General features: G+C 50.4%; 17 protein-coding genes. 6 read left to right on the forward strand and 11 right to left on the reverse strand.

What is annotated here, in order from left to right; genetic code table 11:
• From FYJ51_RS12470 to ulaG, 6 genes are all read right to left on the reverse strand, one after another.
• A partial coding sequence (locus FYJ51_RS12470) for a 1-deoxy-D-xylulose-5-phosphate synthase N-terminal domain-containing protein (protein ID WP_328597275.1) occupies nt 1-457 on the reverse strand: 457 nt, incomplete at its 3' end.
• Between the two features lie 2 nt (nt 458-459).
• A complete protein-coding gene (locus tag FYJ51_RS12475) occupies nt 460-1503 on the reverse strand; it encodes a hypothetical protein (protein ID WP_154505914.1) in 1044 nt (347 codons plus the stop codon).
• A 93-nt stretch (nt 1504-1596) separates the two neighbouring features.
• Nucleotides 1597-1893 (reverse strand): PTS sugar transporter subunit IIB, encoded by a 297-nt coding sequence (locus tag FYJ51_RS12480; RefSeq protein ID WP_105304675.1) that lies wholly within the window; start codon nt 1891-1893, stop codon nt 1597-1599.
• Between the two features lie 31 nt (nt 1894-1924).
• On the reverse strand, nt 1925-3430 hold the full coding sequence (locus tag FYJ51_RS12485; protein ID WP_154505915.1) for a PTS ascorbate transporter subunit IIC: 1506 nt from the start codon (nt 3428-3430) through the stop codon (nt 1925-1927).
• Between the two features lie 23 nt (nt 3431-3453).
• A complete protein-coding gene (locus tag FYJ51_RS12490; protein ID WP_154505916.1) occupies nt 3454-3909 on the reverse strand; it encodes a PTS sugar transporter subunit IIA in 456 nt (151 codons plus the stop codon).
• Between the two features lie 14 nt (nt 3910-3923).
• Complete coding sequence (gene ulaG, locus FYJ51_RS12495; protein WP_105304678.1) at nt 3924-5042, reverse strand: L-ascorbate 6-phosphate lactonase; 1119 nt, start codon at nt 5040-5042, stop codon at nt 3924-3926.
• Between the two features lie 254 nt (nt 5043-5296).
• Between ulaG and FYJ51_RS12500 the strand changes: the two genes are divergently transcribed.
• From FYJ51_RS12500 to FYJ51_RS12520, 5 genes are read left to right on the forward strand one after another with little or no spacing between them, the layout of a single operon-like run.
• Complete coding sequence (locus tag FYJ51_RS12500; RefSeq protein WP_154505917.1) at nt 5297-6097, forward strand: hypothetical protein; 801 nt, start codon at nt 5297-5299, stop codon at nt 6095-6097.
• Nucleotides 6098-6111: 14 nt separating this feature from the next.
• Nucleotides 6112-6978, forward strand: coding sequence for an L-ribulose-5-phosphate 3-epimerase (locus FYJ51_RS12505; protein ID WP_105304680.1), 867 nt, complete (start codon nt 6112-6114; stop codon nt 6976-6978).
• Between the two features lie 16 nt (nt 6979-6994).
• Entirely contained in the window at nt 6995-7696 is a 702-nt protein-coding gene (locus tag FYJ51_RS12510) for an L-ribulose-5-phosphate 4-epimerase (RefSeq protein WP_105304681.1), read from the forward strand.
• Entirely contained in the window at nt 7677-8504 is an 828-nt protein-coding gene (locus FYJ51_RS12515; protein ID WP_167836606.1) for a Cof-type HAD-IIB family hydrolase, read from the forward strand. Before FYJ51_RS12510 ends, FYJ51_RS12515 begins: the two co-directional genes overlap by 20 nt.
• A gap of 58 nt (nt 8505-8562) precedes the next feature.
• Nucleotides 8563-9372, forward strand: coding sequence for a DeoR/GlpR family DNA-binding transcription regulator (locus FYJ51_RS12520; protein ID WP_105304683.1), 810 nt, complete (start codon nt 8563-8565; stop codon nt 9370-9372).
• Between the two features lie 46 nt (nt 9373-9418).
• On the opposite strand, the gene FYJ51_RS12525 is transcribed toward FYJ51_RS12520, so the two are convergent.
• The 5 genes from FYJ51_RS12525 to FYJ51_RS12545 all read right to left on the reverse strand — a co-directional run bounded on the left by FYJ51_RS12525 (nt 9419) and on the right by FYJ51_RS12545 (nt 17624).
• Nucleotides 9419-11149 (reverse strand): phospho-sugar mutase, encoded by a 1731-nt coding sequence (locus tag FYJ51_RS12525; RefSeq protein ID WP_154505918.1) that lies wholly within the window; start codon nt 11147-11149, stop codon nt 9419-9421.
• 114 nt (nt 11150-11263) lie between these two features.
• Nucleotides 11264-12958: a phospho-sugar mutase gene (locus FYJ51_RS12530; RefSeq protein WP_105304684.1), complete on the reverse strand. Its 1695-nt coding sequence runs from the start codon at nt 12956-12958 to the stop codon at nt 11264-11266.
• Nucleotides 12959-13348: 390 nt separating this feature from the next.
• On the reverse strand, nt 13349-13951 hold the full coding sequence (locus FYJ51_RS12535; RefSeq protein WP_154505919.1) for a TetR-like C-terminal domain-containing protein: 603 nt from the start codon (nt 13949-13951) through the stop codon (nt 13349-13351).
• 153 nt (nt 13952-14104) lie between these two features.
• Complete coding sequence (locus FYJ51_RS12540; RefSeq protein ID WP_154505920.1) at nt 14105-16483, reverse strand: ribonucleoside triphosphate reductase; 2379 nt, start codon at nt 16481-16483, stop codon at nt 14105-14107.
• Between the two features lies 1 nt (nt 16484).
• On the reverse strand, nt 16485-17624 hold the full coding sequence (locus tag FYJ51_RS12545; RefSeq protein WP_154505921.1) for an anaerobic ribonucleoside-triphosphate reductase activating protein: 1140 nt from the start codon (nt 17622-17624) through the stop codon (nt 16485-16487).
• A gap of 266 nt (nt 17625-17890) precedes the next feature.
• Between FYJ51_RS12545 and FYJ51_RS12550 the strand changes: the two genes are divergently transcribed.
• Nucleotides 17891-18547 (forward strand): phosphatase PAP2 family protein, encoded by a 657-nt coding sequence (locus FYJ51_RS12550; protein WP_154505922.1) that lies wholly within the window; start codon nt 17891-17893, stop codon nt 18545-18547.
• Nucleotides 18548-18777: the final 230 nt, after the last annotated feature.

An 18777-nucleotide genomic window follows, 5' to 3' on the forward strand; every position in this document is an offset into this window, starting at 1 on the left:
CGCCTTCTTCGCTTTCGCCATCTCCGACCAGAGCATATACTCTGTGGCTGTTTCCGCTCAGCTTATTTGCAATAGCCATGCCATCTGCTGCCGCCAGTCCCTGTCCTAGTGACCCGGTGCTCATATCTACACCCTTCACATAGTTCATGTTCGGATGTCCCTGCAGCTTTGAATCAAGCTTCCGGAATGTCATCAGCTCTTCCATAGGGATGATCCCCTTCTCCGCAAGGGCTGCATACAGAAGCGGTGAGGTATGCCCCTTGGACAGCACAAACCGATCGCGGTCAATCGTTCCCGCATTCTCCGGTGTGATGTCCATTTCTTCAAAATACAGATAAGTGACGATATCCGCTGCTCCGAGCGATCCTCCCGGATGCCCGGACTGCGCGTTCGCAATTTCCTTCACGATATTCTTCCGGATATTGCGTGCATGCTGCTTCAGTTCTTCATTGTTCATGCTTATTTCTCAACCTCATAGAACGCAATCTGATTGATTTCGCGATTGGTGGAAACCAGCCGGATTGATCCATTGCAGTCAAACGGATAGATATTAGCGGAACCGACATCATGCATCAGCACATTTGTCTTGTATTCACCATCTTCATAATAGAATTCGATCAGATCTCTGTTTCCCTTGCGATGGCCGATGATCGCTTCTTCTCTGCCGAAGAAATCTCTTGCCCAGATCGAGTGACCCATTTCCGTCAGGAACGGGCAATCCCATACCTTTGCATACTTTCCGGACTCATCCAGGTGATAAATCGCAATATGATCACCATGGAACGGACAGATCACGATCATCTCCTTCTTCCCGTCGCCATCAAAATCGCAGAGCACCATATCAGAAGTCGGATCTTCCGTCAGCTGCTCGCAGGTCCAGCTGCCATTCTTCTCACTTGGCGGTACACAGCGGAATACGCCATTCTCCGTTCCGACTAATGCATACTCGCCATTCTCGTCTTTTTCCGTTGCATAGCCATGGTTCTTGAACAGACCATCCTTCAGCACGGTCCAGGAAATCTCATGGCCATCCTTGTAGTTCTCGATATCTGCAGGCAGGTCAGCAACATAGACCGCACCCGGGAATCTCCAGTCATCCTTGTACTCCATATTGCTTTTGATCGTGCAGGCAATCAGATAATAAGAACCATTCCGCTCCAGGATTGAAAATCTGTGGCAGAACGGAAGCGTTGCAATGGTCTGCACGTTCCAGCTTCCATTTTCCGGGCGGACCAGAACGATATGTGCCTTATCGCCATCATTCGGGCTGTAGAACTGATGGGTTGCCAGAAACCAGCCATCACTTCCCGGAACCTGGACCATGGACATCGTTCCTCCTGGTTCTTCCCAGACGGTTTCTTCCGGATTTCCATCCAGGTCAAACAGAATGCATTTATTGACTTTCTCAGCCGCAACCAGAATATGATCTTTTCCCTGATAATGCAGCGGAGCAATGGAATAGCAGCGGTCAAGCTCATAAGAATTCAAGAGATTCAGTTTCATAAGTATCAGCTCCTCTTCTTCACTTTAATGAAAGAAAGGAACATCACCCGGACAATCAGTCGGGAACGTTCCTTTCTCAGCATGCGGAAAGTATTACTTCAGATTCAGTCCGGTTGCGTTGATCTTCTCCGTCATCTCTTTCTGAGACATGACGTTCTTCAGACCGACAACCTTGACGCCTTTAGCCTCTGCATCCTTGAACATATTCGTGAAGTTCAGCGGGCAGAGAACGATATCATAATTGACCGCGGTATTCTTTCCTTCCGACAGGGAGCAGTGATGCGTCTTCGAGACTTTCCATCCCTCTGCCTTGATTGCCTTGTCCAGTGTCATTGCCATCATCAGAGAAGTACCAGAACCATTTGCACAGCAAGCAAGAATACTAACCATTGTGATTTTTCACTCCTTCCGGATTGCCAGCTCAGGCAATTCCTTTTTCTTTCTTATATTCTTCCCAGTCATCGACTTCCATGAAGTAATGTTCCGGGTCTTTGCGGTACTGAATCTGCGGAATCATGATCAGGAAGATCACAACCAGAGCAAGACCGATCCAGCTGAGATACTTCATGACGATCGTGAAGATCGGCCACAGAACTGCCCAGTCCCACATTCCGAGATATCCGCCATACTGAGCAAGGCCAGTCCAGGTAGCGATGAATGCAGAACCGAATACCTGCAGCAGTCCGGAGATGAACGGGAAGATAACTGCAGCCTTCAGGCCGCCCTTGGAATTAGCGAACAGAGCAATCGTCGCATTGTCGAAGAACATCGGGATGAATCCAGCGATGACGATGGTCGGAGAATGTGTCAGAACCAGGATCAGCATTGCGACTGTCTCACCAAGCGCACCGAACAGGAAGCCGATCGTGACTGCATTCGGAGAACCGAATGAATAGGAAACAGCGCAGTCAACACCAGGCACTGCACTCGGCAGCAGTTTGTCAGAGATACCCTTGAATGAAGTCGTGAGTTCAGCAACCATGGTGCGTACGCCAAGCTGCAGGATCGCCAGGTTTGCTGCAAACGAGAGCGCCGTGCTCAGCACATAGAAGAAGAAACTGTCCGTTTCCTTCATCAGACCAAGCTCTACGATATAAGCCTTGCCAACGACACAGAGAATAATTCCAAAGAAGAACAGCATGATCAGCGCGGTGCATACCATATTATCGTTGAAGATCTGCATCCAGCCAGGGAGTTCGATATCTTCGAGACGTCTGCTCCAGAGCGCGGACTTCTTGCCGGTCTTCTTTTCTTTTTCTGCATCATGCTTTGCCATCTTCTCAGCAAGCTTCGTGCTGAGCGCAACACCGAACATCTGCTGATGAGCCAGAGAGAAGCCGGCACCATCGGTGAGTTCCTGTGTATAGCGTACTAAGAGATTGGAACCAACTGCCCAGTAGAGACCGAGGACAACTGCCATGACAATCAGCGTCACGGTCGGCTGCGAACGAAGAGCAGGAAGTGCAAACAGAATCAGCCAGAATGCAGTAGAAGCCTGCTGAATCTGAACGTTGCCGGTGGTGAATACAGCTCTCAGCTTAGTCCACTTGTTCAGACGGACCAGAACGATGTTTGCGACAAAGGCAATTGCCATCAGCAGCATGACCTGTCCGAATGCCTGGCCGCCGATGACCGCATCCCCTGCATCTGCAGCAGCCTGAACTGCATTCTGACCATTATACGGGTCAATGATGATTGCCTGCAGTCCGAAGCGTCCGCCAAGACCATACAGGATCGGCTTCAATGTGTTGATCATTCCACCGGAACCAGTTGAGAGAATCATGTAGCCGACAATTGCCTTGATCGTCCCGGAGACCGTGTCATACCAGGGCTTTCTCAGCAGGAGGTAGCCGATCAGAACGATCAGGCCGACCATGTACTGCGGCTTCGTGAGAATGTTGTTGACGAAAAATGTCCAGATTGCCATAAATTTCCCTTTCTCTTCCCCTTTCAGAGATTGTATTTTTCACCCAAGGCTTCCAGGTCCGCCTCGGAAGTGACCTTGTGAAGATCCTCTACCACCGCATCATCTGTAAGCAGGGCAGCCAGCTGCTGCATTTCTTCCAGATGCTTTTCTGCATTCCCAGAAGCAATGGTGAAGAACAGATCCGCATACTTCTCAGGATCCTGATCATCGAAGCTGACCGGCTTCGCCAGCTTCATGAATGAAATACATGTCTTATGAACCAGTGCACCGCCCTCCGTGGAATGCGGCATCGCAACTCCAGGAATCAGAATGATATAAGGTCCGTACTTCTCGACACAGCGCACAATCTCATCTGCATACTCCGGTTCCACCGTTCTATCGGCAATAATCGGTTCACAAGCCTTATGAATTGCGTCCTTCCAGTCAGACGCAGAATCATAGAACACGCAATGCTTCTCCTTCACAAACTCCTTCAGCATGTCGTTTCCTCTTCTTACAGCACGGAACGGAACGGAACGTTCGGTTCGTAATCGAAGCAGTCCTCGAAGCCGCGATCATGATGATAAGCAACCCGATCCTTGTCTCTCGGATACATGTATCTGCCGCCCACTTCCCAGCTGAACGGATGGAACTTGTAATCCAGACGGTCTTTTCTCATCCACCAGAGCACATTGATCTCGTTGAGATCAGCTTGGAAATTCGTCCAGACATCCCAGTGAATCGGAATGACAACCTTGCACTTCAGAGCCTCCGCCATACGCAGCACATCGGTAGCCTCCATCTTGTCCTGGATTCCTACGGGGTTGCAGCCATAAGACGCAAACGCAACGTCTACTCCGCCATACTTCTTCTCGATATCCTTGCCATGCTTTGCAAAGTAGATCGAATAATGTGAATCACCGGAATGATAAATATTTCCGCCCGGTGTACGGATCAGGTAGTTGACTGCCTTCTCATCCATATCCATCGGGCACTTTCCCCAGAGGTCTTCACGATCCGGTCCGGTCGAATCCGTCGTCGTGATGCAGGTACGATCGAAGGAATCCAGAACGACAATCTCCAGATCCTTGAACTTGATCACGTCACCCGGTTTCACCGTGATGCAGCGATCTTCCGGAACACCCCAGCCGACCCAGGTCTCAACCGACTTCTTCGGTCCGATGAACGGAACCGGAATCTCTTTTCCGGAATCATCCGTAGTCGTCATGCCGCTCTGCAGAACATGAGCCGCAAACTCTGCGGACATATGATCCTGATGATAATGCGTCGCAAGCACTGCATCAACATGCTTTACCGCAAACGGATCAATCACGAACGGGATGTTGCGGAGATTCGGCTGCATCTTTCTGACGCCAGCCATATTCGCCATCTGGTGACCTACCTTCATCTTACCGTCGCCATGCGTGCGCTTCCCGTTTCCTGCCCAGAGATCAATCGTGATGTTCGTATTGCCCGGGGTCTTGATCCAGATGCCCGTGCATCCGAGCCACCACATGCCTACATTTCCTTCCGGAATCTCGGTTCCCTCAATTTCCTCATTGAGCCAGGTACCCCATTCCGGGAAAGTAGACATGATCCATTTGTCGCGCGTCATTTCCGAAACTTTGCTCATAAACCAATTCTCCTTTTCCTTTTACGTATGTTCAGGGATTGTTTCAGACATTAACTCTGAATCTTTCCCGTCTGCATCTCTAACATATCCACTTTTATTTACGCATTCAATCGTATTTAACGATCATTATATGATTTATACGATCATTTATAAAAATGTAAACGCAATCATCTTGAATCTTTGATCGTTAATCGTACATTAATAATGTCTTACGATCGTTTTTACTTATATTTATGCACAAGGAGGATCACTTTATGTCCATTGAATCCCTGTTCCTGGTCCTGATCGGCGTACTTCTTCTGGCTGCCGGCGTCAGCTCCCTGGATTCTGTGCTCCGCTTCCGGAAACCAGACTCTTCTTATGAAGGAACGGTGCTGGCTTCCACGCTCAGAACGCAGATAGATGAGAAAGAACGTCTCATCCAGCGCTACTACAGCCTGGATACCAATTACACAGATGAGAAAGGAGCCCGGAAGACTGCAGGCATCCGCAGCACAGAGCAGTACTACCCAGGCGACCCGATCCGTCTGATGCGTCAGAACAATGTGCTTTATCCCTATATCCGTTCCGGAACCGATACGCTCTCGAGCATCTTCCTGATTCTTTCAGGCGTCATGATGGTCATCACGGAGCTTCTCTACGTGCATGTATCAATGAAAGCAGCTTCGCTCGGACTGGCCGGCGTCTTTGCGTGTCTGGCCGTCTCCTTATTCCGCTCCTGGTACCGGGACAGCAGGCTGCACCTGATTCCGGAAGAAGGAACCATCTCCGAACTGCTCTGCTACCGCGAAGAAAAGCAGGAACGCACGATCTTCCGAACGAACACCTGGTATCCGGTCATCACCTATGAACGGGACGGAAGATCTTATTCCTTCCTGAGCCGCAATGGCGAGAAGTCTTCCACCAGCTTCAAGGTCGGAAAGAAAGTCTCCTTCTTCTTTGATCCGGAAGCCCATTGCGTACTCGAGAAGAAAGCAGGCCCCGGCACCATCGCTGCAGCCGGCGTGATGGCAGCGATTGCTGCATATGGATTGATCGCAACCCTGATCGGCTGAGAAAGGAAAAAGAAATGAACTATTCACTGGCACTCTACGAAAAAGCAATTCCGGCAGGAAAACCATTCGAGGAACTCTTCGACATCACGAAGCGCTGTGGCTTCGATCGCCTTGAAATCAGCATCGATGAGTCCGACTGGCGCCTCGAGCGTCTGGACTGGCCGACGGAGAAAGTCGTCGCGCTTGGCGCAGAAGCACGCAATGCCGGAACTCCGATCACGACCCTCTGCCTCAGCGGCCATCGCAAGTATCCGTTCGGTTCTCACGATCCGGCAGTACGGAAGAAGTCGCTGGAAATCATGTACAAAGCCGTCGACTTCGCCGCTGGCCTCGGCGTGCGCATCATCCAGCTGGCCGGTTATGACGTCTACTACGAAACCGGCGATGAACAGACCCGGGCATGGTTCCTCGAGAACCTGAAGAAAGGTGTTTCCTATGCCGCATCCTGCGGCATCATCCTGGCCTTCGAAACGATGGAAACGCCATTCATGGATACGGTTGAGAAATCTATGGCCTATGTCACCGCAGTGAACAGCCCGTGGCTTGGCGTCTATCCGGACATCGGCAACCTGAAGAATGCCGCCGTTCTCTATCACGGCGATGTCGTCGAAGATCTGAAGAAAGGCGAAGGCCATCTCTTCGCCATGCACCTGAAAGAGACGAAGCCAGGCCTCTACCGCGACATGAACTTCGGCGACCCGAGCGGACATACCGAATACGTTCCATGCATTCAAGAAGCCCTCCGTCAGGGCATCCGGATGTTCACCGGCGAATTCTGGTACCACGACGGACAGGATTACGAAAAGATCATCACCGATTCGGCAGCGTTTCTGCGTGCAAAGATCGAGCAGGCAGCTGCGGAATCCGGAATTGAAGAATAAGAGGAGAGAAGAAAACATGCTTGAAGAACTGAAACAGGAAGTCTGTGCTGCCAATCTGCTGCTGCCCGCGTATCATCTGGTTACATTCACCTGGGGAAATGTATCAGGAATCGATCGGGAAAAAGGCCTGATGGTCATCAAGCCGAGTGGAGTTCCGTATGAAGAGCTGACTCCGGAGAAGATGGTCGTCACGGACCTTGAAGGAAATGTCGTCGAAGGAGATCTGAATCCTTCTTCGGATACGAAGACCCACGTAGAACTCTACAAAGCATTTCCGGAACTCGGCGGCATCGTCCATACTCACAGCCCGAACGCAACCAGCTGGGCGCAGGCCGGCCGCGATATTCCGTGCTATGGAACGACTCATGCCGATTACTTCTACGGACCGATTCCGTGCCTCAGAGTTCTGACTGCTGAAGAAATCGAAGCAGACTATGAACGCAATACCGGTTTATTGATCGTGAATGAATTCCGCCGCATGAACCGCAAGATGCTTGAAGTTCCGGGATGCCTCTGCACGAACCACGGCCCATTCAGCTGGGGAAAGAATCCGAAGGAAGCGGTTCACAACGCAGTCGTCATGGAAGTATGCGCAGAAATGGCAACGAAGACGGAACTCATCAATCCGAAAGTGCAGCCTGCTCCGCAGTGCCTGCAGGACAAGCACTACATGCGCAAGCATGGACCGAATGCCTACTATGGACAGAAAAAACAGTAAGATCCTGTTTCTCGATCTCGACGATACGCTGCTGAATCATAACAAGGAAATCACTGAAGGAAACCGCACCGCAATCCAGGAAGCAGTAAAAGCCGGGCATCGCATCGTGCTCGCTTCCGGAAGACCGCTCTTAGCAGTGCTGCCGATTGCTGCGGAACTGAAGCTGCAGGGGGAAGGAACGTATGTCCTTGCCTATAACGGTGCTGAGATTTATGACTGCTTCAGAAAGAAAGTGCTGTACCGAAATCCAGTCACGACCGCCACAGCAGCCGAACTGTTTCAGGAAGCACACCGGTACGGGATCCATGTGCAGACCTATAACCATGACGATATCTTCTTAGCAGAAGCAGAAGATGAAGCAACCCTCTATTATGCAAAGCGCATCCGCATTCCTTATCAGATCGTCGAAGACCTTGAGCATCATCTGCCCGAAAATCCGGTCAAGGTGCTGCTGATCGATCTGCATGATCATGAGAAACTCGAGCAGTTCCGCCTGGACCATCAGGAATCTCTTGCCAGCCGCTGCTGCATGTTCTATTCCAATCCGATGTTTCTCGAATGCGTCGCACCGGACTGCTCCAAAGGAGCAGCGATTCATCAGGTAGCAGAATTATTCGATCTCCCGATGGAGAATACAATCGCAGCCGGAGACTCCGAGAATGATCTTTCGATGATCCGGGAAGCCGGCATCGGCTGTGCAATGGCCAACGGAACAAAGACCTGCAAAGAAGCTGCAGACTATGTGACGAAGGCCGATTGCGACCATGACGGCATCGCCGAAATCATTCATAAATTCCTGCTGAATTAACTCATTTATGCATAAAAATGATGTATGAACCCCGCCTTCGAGCTAATATAATCATATTATGAAAGTAAAATATGAAATCGTTCAGAAGCGCAGAGACGACATCATGCTGCTGATCCAGAAACTTGGTACCGTCTCCGTGGAACAGCTCTCCAAGGAGTTCAGCACCTCAGATGTCACCATCCGCCGCGACCTGCAGTACTGGGAAAGCAAAGGCGCCATTCAGCGCACCCGGGGCGGAGCAAGACTGATCCAGCGCATGGTCAATGTGCCGGACGTGAACTACAACAACGACCGCTACCTGCACGCGATCGCAAAGTATGCTGCCCTGTTTGTAGAAGACGGAGACACCATCTTCATCAACACCAGCTATACAGCTCTGCTGATGATTCACTATATCCGCTACAAGTCCTGCACCGTCATCACCAATAACGCTGCTGCCACGCAGATCCAGCACGATGACCACGTTAAAATCGTCCTCACCGGAGGAGAGCTCAATACTCCGAAGAAGTCGATGGTAGGAGATTTTGCCCTCAGCAACATCCGCAAAGTACTTGCCAACAAGTGCTTCTTAGGATGCTCCGGTATCACCGCAGAAGATGGAATCACGACAGCAATCATGGCAGAGACGACCATCAACGAGATGATGCTGCAGCAGACCACCGGCAAACGCTGCGTCGTCTGCGATCATACCAAAGTCGGTCTGAAGCACAGCTTCATCACCGGCTCGCTTGCCAATGTCGATACCGTCATCACCGATATCGCTGCAGATAAGACAGAAATCTCCAAGATCGAATCCAAGAATGTCGAAGTCGTCTGTCTCGAGCCTCTGCTGGTGGTTCCGCAGGAAGATACGAATATCTTCTGCTGAACAATCACTATTAAAGATGGAGCAGCATCCGCTGCTCCGTCTTTGCTTATTCTGCCGCTTTCAGCAGGTCCTGTTTCAGGGCCTGCAGTTTTTCTTCTGCATCTGCATCATTCTTTCCGCATACTCCGAAGTAGAACTTGATCTTCGGTTCTGTTCCGGAAGGACGTGCGCAGCACCATGCATGATCCGCCAGTTCATAATAGAGCACATCTGATTCCGGAAGCGTCAGTGCACTGATGGTTCCGGTTCTGCAGTCTGTCCGGACTCTCTTCTTGTAGTCTCTGACCGCAAGCACTTCACTGCCGCCCAGGTTCTTCTCCGGGTTGCTGCGCATGCGCTCCATGAGTGCATGGATCTTCTGTGCTCCGGTGATGCCATTCATCTCAATGGATACAAGTCCTTCTCTGTAATAGCCATACTTCTCATACAGATCATGCATGGCATCGCAGAGCGTCTTTCCTTCATGTTTATAGAACGCTGCCAGCTCGCACAGCATCATGACGGCAGCCGGCGCATCCTTGTCTCTTGCATAGGTTCCCGGCAGGCATCCGTAGGACTCTTCAAAGCCGAAGACATAGTGATACATATGATTCTGCTCAAACAGATGGATCTGCTCGCCGATATACTTGAAGCCCGTCAGTGTTTCAATATGCTTCACGCCATACTCTTCACACAGCGGTTCTGCCATATCGGTCGTCACGATCGTATCTACTAATGCAGGATTCTCAGGCATCGTATGATTCTTCGTGCGTTCCCGGAGAATATACTCTGCAATCAGCATTCCCGACATATTGCCGGTAAACGACTCGAACTTCCCGGTCTTCGCATTCTTCGCATAGACACCGAGCCGATCCGCATCCGGATCAGTTGCGAGGATGATATCCGCATTCTCCTTTTCTGCCTGAGCAAGCGGAATCTTCCATACTTCCGGATTCTCCGGATTCGGCGAAGGAATCGTCGAGAAATCAGGATCCGGTGCTTCATGTTCCGGAACGACAGATACATGCACGAAGCCAAGTTCCGACAGCAGTCTTCTCACCGGCAGATTGCCCGTTCCATGCAGCGGCGAATAGACAATCCGGATGTTCTCTGCTTCTTCCCGGATCACTTCCGGATGGATGGACAGCGCTTTGACTTCCGCAATATATGCATCATCAATCTCTTTTCCGATCACATGATACAGACCAGCTTTCACAGCCTCTTCTTTCGGCATGGTCTTCACCTGGGAGAACTCCGTGACCTTCGCCACTTCCTTCATGATGTTTCCATCATGAGGCGGCGTGATCTGAGCTCCGTCTTCCCAGTAGACTTTATAGCCATTGTAGATGGCAGGATTATGACTAGCCGTGATGACAATGCCCGCCTTGCAATGCAGCTGTCTCACCGCAAACGACAGTTCCGGCGTCGGCCTCAATGTCTCAAACCGGTACGTCCGGATGCCATTGGCATTCAGCACCAGCGCCGCTGCTTCAGAAAACTCCGGCGACATGTGCCGGCTGTCAAACGCAATCGCACAGCCCTGCTCGGCCCCATGCTGAGCCAGAATATAGTCTGCCAGTCCCTGCGTTGCCTGACGCACCGTATAGATATTCATGCGGTTAGTGCCAGCCCCGATCACTCCGCGCAGCCCGCCGGTCCCGAACTTCAGATTCCGATAGAACCGATCTTCGATCTCTGCTTCATTTCCAGCCAGATCTCTTAATTCCTGCTTTGTCTCCTCATCGACATAGCTGCTTGTCAGCCATTCCTGATAGCGTGCTTCTGCCTGTTCATTCATGTTCATAACCCTCCGGGAAAATGATACTCCATACCATCCGATTCTGTGCATCATGAAAACATGGCCCTGCAGATTCCGCGCAGGACCATGTACCATACTCTGAAGCTGATTTCCTTACTGAACCTTCTGAACCATTTCCAGCACTGCATCGCGGATCTCATGATTCACGCTCACTGCATGTTCATGCGTATCCTGGCAGGAATAGAAATAGAACTTGATCTTCGGTTCCGTTCCCGAAGGCCGGATTGCGAACCAGCTGTCATTATCCAGATAGAACCTGAGGACATTGGAAGCAGGGATGTCTTCATAGCCATTCTGGTAGTCAATGACCTTCACGACCTTATGACCGGCAACCTCAGAAGGCTGATGGCCGCGTACATATACCATCATGCGGCTGATGCGCTCAGAACCCTCAATGCCCTTGAGCACAAGATTCGGTTCATCTTCTGCAAATGCGCCATACTTCTGATAGATATCCTGGAGGACATCATACAGCGTCTTGCCCTCTTTCCGGTAATACGCAGCAGCCTCGGCCACCAGCATACCCGCACTGATGCCATCCTTGTCACGGATCTCATCGCAAGCCGAATAGCCGACCGACTCTTCATAGCCGAACAGATACGTATAGCCATGCTCCTGCAGATACGGAATGCGTCCGCAGATATTCTTGAATCCGGTCAGGGACTCAAACATCTTCACGCCATACGCCTCGCAGATTCTTGTCGAAAGCGTGGAAGTGACAATGGACTTCACCATCGCTCCCTTAGCCGGCAATGTGCCCGCAGACTTTCTTCCTTCCAGAATGTAGTTGACTAAGAGATATCCCGTCTGGTTTCCATTCAGCGGAACATACGTTCCATCCTTTGCCAGCAGCTCAATCGCAAACCGGTCAGAATCCGGGTCCGTTGCCATCAGCAGCTCAGCACCCGTTTCATGTCCGAGCTTCTCAGCCAGTCTGAACGCCTTCGGATCCTCCGGGTTCGGATAGCCTACCGTAGAGAAATCCGGATCCGGATTCTCCTGCTCCGGAACAATATGCCAGTTCGTGAACCCGCGGTCCTTCAGCATCGTCCGGAACGGAATCGAACCCGCACCATTGAGCGGCGTATAGACCAGCGGAATGCTCAGATCCAGCTCATCCCCGGAATGAATCGCCAGACCCTCAATCATATCCAGATACATGCGGTCATATTCCGGACCAAGCACTTCAATCAATCCCTGAGCCAGAGCTGCTTCATAGTCCATCTTCTTCACGCCTGACCAGATATCGACCTTCTCGATCTTCTCGGTCATGCCATCTGCCACATCCGAAGAAACCTGGCAGCCATCTTCCCAGTAAGCCTTGTATCCGTTGTATTCCGGCGGATTATGAGAAGCTGTGATATTGATTCCTGAAATCGTATGCAGACGGCGGATCATGCAGGCAAGTTCCGGCGTCGGCCTCAGATCCGGGAACACATATACATGAATTCCGTTCGCAGCCAGAATCGAAGCAGTCAGCTGCGAGAATTCCTTCGAGAAATGACGCGGATCATGCGCGATGACCACGCCTTTCTTCTTCGCTTCCTCGCCATGTTCCGCGATATAATCTGCAATTCCCTGGGTAGCTTTTCCTACCGTATAAAAATTCATCCGGTTCGTTCCGGCACCGACCACTCCGCGAAGACCTGCCGTTCCGAACTTCAGATCCTGATAGAAGCTCTCTTCGATCTCCTTCTGGTTTCCTGACATTCCCTTCAGCTGTTCATACAGAGGGTCGCTCTCCGGCACATTCCGGAGCCACTCCTCGTATCGTTCCTGTGCATTCATTGATTATTTCCTCCTGGTTTTTTTTCTGCACTCTGATGATACATCATTCCAGGCAGAAATGCGACGCATCCAGCTCATCAGAATCTCAATCCTGTATACCTGTTTCTCTCATAAAAAGAGCCTCCCGCTATGAGAAAGGAAGCTCTTCGTGAGGACATGTGCAGCTTTCATAAGTTCAGCCGATTCAGAAGGATCCGTTGATTATGCCAGGCATCATCACCATGAGGGGTTAGTGATGAAGCCATTGCAGACGGAGGTCATACGCCGCACATGCATGCAGCCAGGAACTGTTTTCTTCCTGTCTTTTCTGCCTTCTCATTGTATTTTCAGGAAACCCGATTCTCCAGCCCCTCTTCCGTCCACTTTCTTTCAAATGTCCGAACCAGGTATTCAGAAAGACAGATCCGTCTGATGAGACAATGCCGTGATCGAAGCCGGAATCGAACCTTTCATCATCGCATAGCACTGTCTGACGATCTTTTCCGGATCCTTCTTCATGCCCTGTTCCACATACCGGTACAGCAGTCCTGAGAATACGCCATAGTAATAATCCACCATGAAATTCTCATTGTCCGGATCCAATTTCGTATGCATGCTCTCGCAGTTCTGGTTCACCGCATCTTCCAGCACCATGCGCCCGTATCGCTCCACTTCCCGCTTGAAGTCGCTGTGATACCTCGAGAAATAGATATTCATGATCTCTTCGCGATGTTCCTGGAAATACTTCAGAATCAGATAATACGCTTTCGTCCAGCTCTGATAGTTCCGGACGCCCTTCGTCAGTTCATCAATCTCCGTCCGGATGCAGTCAAACACCAGATCCTCCAGGTCATGATAATTATAATAGAACCCGCTCTTGCTGACATGAGACACCTTCAGCACATCCCTGCATGTGATCTGATCCATTCTTCTGGTCCTGAGCATCGGAAACACGCAGCTTCTCAGCTGTGCAACCGCATCCGTCACGGACCTTTCCGCAATTCCTGCCGTCATATTCAAACCCTTTCTGCGGAAGAAAAAACACCCTTGGTGAAACCTATGATTGTAATGGGTTCTTCCGGAATCCTGCTCTCCCATTCTAACGCGCAGGTATTCCTCATGCAACGTGCAGAAAAGAGACCGCATCTCTGCAGTCTCTCATAATCCTCAGGCTCTTGTGCTCTGATTGATATAACCGATGATATTTGACGCATTGGCATACGTCTCAGCCATGCCATCATGCACTCTCACCAGCGTCGGTGCCTGCATGATGCCGTACTTCTTCACGAGATCCGCATGCTCATCCGCATCGATGATCTGATAGCTGAAATTGCTGCGATTCAGAAGCTCCTTCACCATTCTGCAGTTCGGACACGTCTTCGTCGTGAACAGCAGCAGAGAATCCCCTGCCGAAGCTGGCTGAACAGGAGCAGCAGCCTGCGCTTCTTCCTTGAAATCCGCCAGCGGTCTGGATACCAGTCCTTCGACTTTATATNTCCTGCGATCCTTGAACTCCTGTGTCTTGCCGGCATTCCAGTTCTTCACCGGACGATAGTATCCGGTAATGCGGGAATAGACCTCGGTCTCTGCACCGCACTTCGGGCACTTCCATACTTCGCCGGAAATATAGCCATCATTCGGGCATACCGAATAGGTCGGGCTGATCGTATAATACGGAAGCTTGTAATTCTGAGCGATCTTCCTGACTAACAGTGCCGCCGACTTCCAGTCGGACAGACGCTCGCCGAGGAATGCATGGAACACGGTACCTGACGTATAGAGCGTCTGGAACTGATCTTCAATATCAAGCGCACTGAAGATATCATCCGTATATCCCACCGGCAGATGGCTGCTGTTGGTATAGTACGGCGTACCATTCATATTCGCTGTGATGATATCCGGATAGCGCTCCTTATCATGCTTGGCAAGACGGTAAGTCGTGCTCTCGGCAGGAGTTGCTTCCAGGTTGTACAGATCTCCATACTTCTCCTGGTAATCTGACAGTCTCTCCCGCATATGATTCAGCACTTTCACCGTGAACTTCTGTGCCTCTTCATGAGTCAGATCTTCCCGGATCCACTTCGCATTCAGACACGTCTCATTCATGCCGATCAGACCGATCGTGCTGAAATGATTATTGAATGTTCCAAGATACCGCTTCGTATACGGATACAATCCCGCATCCAGCAGCTTCGTGATGACATCACGCTTCGTCTTCAGAGAACGCGCAGAGAGATCCATGATATGATCCAGTCTTGCATAGAACTCCTTCTCATCCTTGGACAGATAAGCAATTCTAGGCATATTGATGGTGACAACTCCGATCGAGCCCGTGCTTTCACCAGAGCCGAAATAACCACCGGACTTCTTGCGCAGCTCTCTCAGATCCAGTCTCAGCCGGCAGCACATCGAACGCACATCGCTCGGCTTCATATCTGAATTGACATAGTTGGAGAAATACGGAGTTCCGTACTTCGCCGTCATCTCAAACAGCAGGCGGTTATTCTCGGTATCGCTCCAGTCAAAATCCTTCGTGATCGAATACGTCGGAATCGGATACTGGAAGCCTCTGCCATTGGCATCACCTTCGATCATCGTCTCGATGAATGCCTTGTTGACCATATCCATTTCCGGCTTGCAGTCCTTGTACTTGAACGGCATCTCCTTGCCGCCGACAATCGCCGGCAGTTCCGCCAGATCATCCGGAACCGTCCAGTCCAGCGTGATATTCGTAAACGGCGCCTGCGTCCCCCATCTGGACGGCGTATTCACACCATAGATGAACGACTGGATATCCTGCTTCACTTCCTTGTAATCCAGATGATCTGCCTTCACGAATGGAGCCAGATACGTATCAAAGCTCGAGAACGCCTGGGCACCAGCCCACTCATTCTGCATGATGCCTAAGAAGTTGACCATCTGATTGCACAGCGTGCTCAGATGCTTAGCTGGCGAAGAAGTGATCTTTCCGGTCACTCCTCCGAGTCCTTCCTGAATCAGCTGCTTCAGCGACCATCCGGCGCAATACCCCGTTAACATGCTCAGATCATGAATATGAATATCGCCGCTCCGGTGCGCATTGGCAATTTCTTCATCATAGACTTCCGACAGCCAGTAGTTCGCCGTGATCGCTCCGGAGTTGGACAGAATCAGGCCTCCTACCGAATACGTAACCGTAGAATTCTCCTTCACCCGCCAGTCCAGCGCCTTCAGATAATTATCCACGAGCTTCTTGTAGTCCAGTGTCGTGGCTGTAATATTGCGCACATTCTCCCGCTGCTTCCGGTACAGAATATAAGCCTTGGCCACATCCGAATACCCGGACTCCGAAAGCATCTTCTCCACGCTGTCCTGGATATCCTCCACGCCGATCAGACCATCCTTAATCTTCGGCTCGAAATCACTGGTAGCTCTTAATGCAATCAGATCCAGAATGCTGTCATTGTACTCTCTGCCGCATGCCTCAAATGCTTTCCGGATTGCTGCACTGATTTTCTTTACATCAAAGTCAGCAATCTTTCCATCCCGTTTCAATACCCTGTACATATCACTTCACTCCTCTTAATTCCGCATCCGGAACAAATGCTTTTACAACAGCAAGCAAGCCTGCCATTTCATCAGCATCATAAGCAGTCCATCCAGGCTGGATCACCGATCCGCTGTCCTGATACTGCTGCAGATAATAATGCCTTGCGCCCTGGATCCGCTTTGCCATCGCCTGCAGATCTTCCTTCGTATGCAGCTCCCTGACCACCGTCGTGCGGAACTCATACTCCACACTCCCATGCATCAGGAACTCAATGCTCCTCTCAATCCGATCGATCTGGAATACTTCCGGATTCAGACCAGCCGTCTCCGCGTACTTCTCAGACGTATTCTTCAGATCCATTGCCACATAATCCACCAGTCCGGCATGGACAATCTCTTCAAGTTTCTCCGGGTAATACCCATTGGTATCCAGCTTCACGAGATACCCCATCTCCCGGATCGCTTCAATAAACTCTTCAAGTCCATCCTGGATCAGCGGTTCACCTCCGGAAATGCACACTCCATCCAGCAAGCCCCTGCGCTTCTCCAGATACTCCAGAACCCGCTCCGCCGGAAAGAACTCATAATTATCCGGCAGAAACACCAGTTCCTTGTTATGACAGAACGGGCACTTGAAATTACAGCCCCCGGTAAATACCGCCGCCGCTGCCTTTCCCGGGTAATCCAGCAGGGTCACCTTCTGCAGGCCGCCGATCTTGATTCCCTGATATCTCGGCTCAGGATTCAGATTTCTCGAGTTCTCACATACCTGATTCAGTGCTTCCTCAAACGACTCCATCTCCACTCCGCGTGCCATCAGGCTGCGGTATTCATTGCGCAGATCATACAGCTCATTCATGACCTCTGCCGCCCGCTGAGTCGTGTACAGACGCTTCACCCGGCGATCATTCTCATCGGTTCGTACCTGCACATAATCCTGTTCAATCAGCTTCTGAATACTCTTGGTCGTAGTTCCCTTATCCACTTCCCCGATCCGGGAAACCTCCTGCATCGTGATGCCCTCATTTTCATTGATAAAGAACAGAAACATCAGCTGGCCGGACCCAATTCCATACTTTGCAAGCGCCTTGTCAAAAAACTTCATCGTATTCCGATAAAGCACTGAAAGACTGATCAGAAAATTCCCATCCTGTGCCATTTCTGCCTCCTTATCAAAAAACAGAAATCCAGCAATTAGTTGGATTTCCAATTAATTCGGACAATTATCAGTTTACGCTGAATCTGATAAACTTCAACATCCTTTCCTGAACCAGGCAATCTTTTCTCACCTCAGTACCCCAGCACATCAATCATTCTTTCATTCACAGATGAACTGCAAGTTCAGCAATCACCAAACCATTTTCCCAGTCCGGAATCAGAAAGAGTACTTTGACATTTTCCTTACTTCCTTTCAGAATAACAGCTATGAGAAAACTGAAACAATTCTATCAAAGCAATCCGATGCGCTTCATGATCATTGCTTATGGACTCTATATCATCTGTTTCTTTCTGCTTGATAACTGGGACAGGTCTTCCTACACCTATCTGCACAGCTCTATCGATGATCTGATCCCATTTGCTACCCAGGCAGTCTATTTCTATATTTCCTGGTTTCCGCTCATGGTCGTGCCGATTCTCACCTTCTGGCACCGGAAATCCTATGAAGAACTCTGGGACTTCATCATGCCGATGCTCATGGCAATGTTCCTGTCTTTACTGATCTACCTCTTCTGGCCGAACGCCCTGCGGCTAAGACCGGCAGAAGTAACCGGAAACTCTCTCAGCGCATGGATTACCAGAGCAATCCAGTCCGCTGACAGTCCGACCAATGTCTGCCCTTCCATCCATGTCTCTACCACAATTCTGATTGACTGCTCTCTGCATCGCAGTCCGCAATTCAGAAAAAAAGGCATCGCTGCCTCTGCTCTTCTGCACCTGCTGGTCATCGCCATCTGCATCTCTGTCATGATGCTGAAACAGCACAGCATCATCGATGTAGCGTCCGGAGCAGTCTTTGCCTTCGTTCTCAATTACCTCTGGGTTCATAAGCTGAATCCAGGACCAGAAACTGAAATGCATTAATTCTCCATTTTGTAACCCTCAGATCAGGATATTCTTTCATCCCCGAAATAGTCAGTCATATATTGCTCTAAAGGTTAATACGTTCTTAATGTCCATCCTCCCGATGTTACTGCTCTTCTGAAATGTCCCGTATCTGATCTGGTCTGATGTCCGGAAACTGCTCATCTTCGTGTCTCCGGAAAGAATTGATGTTCGGACTGATAAAGCTCGGTTTCCCGAGCTTTATCTGT

The sequence above is a fragment of the Stecheria intestinalis genome (assembly GCF_009696165.1).
Classification (GTDB): Bacteria; Bacillota_I; Bacilli_A; order Erysipelotrichales; family Erysipelotrichaceae; genus Bulleidia; species Bulleidia intestinalis.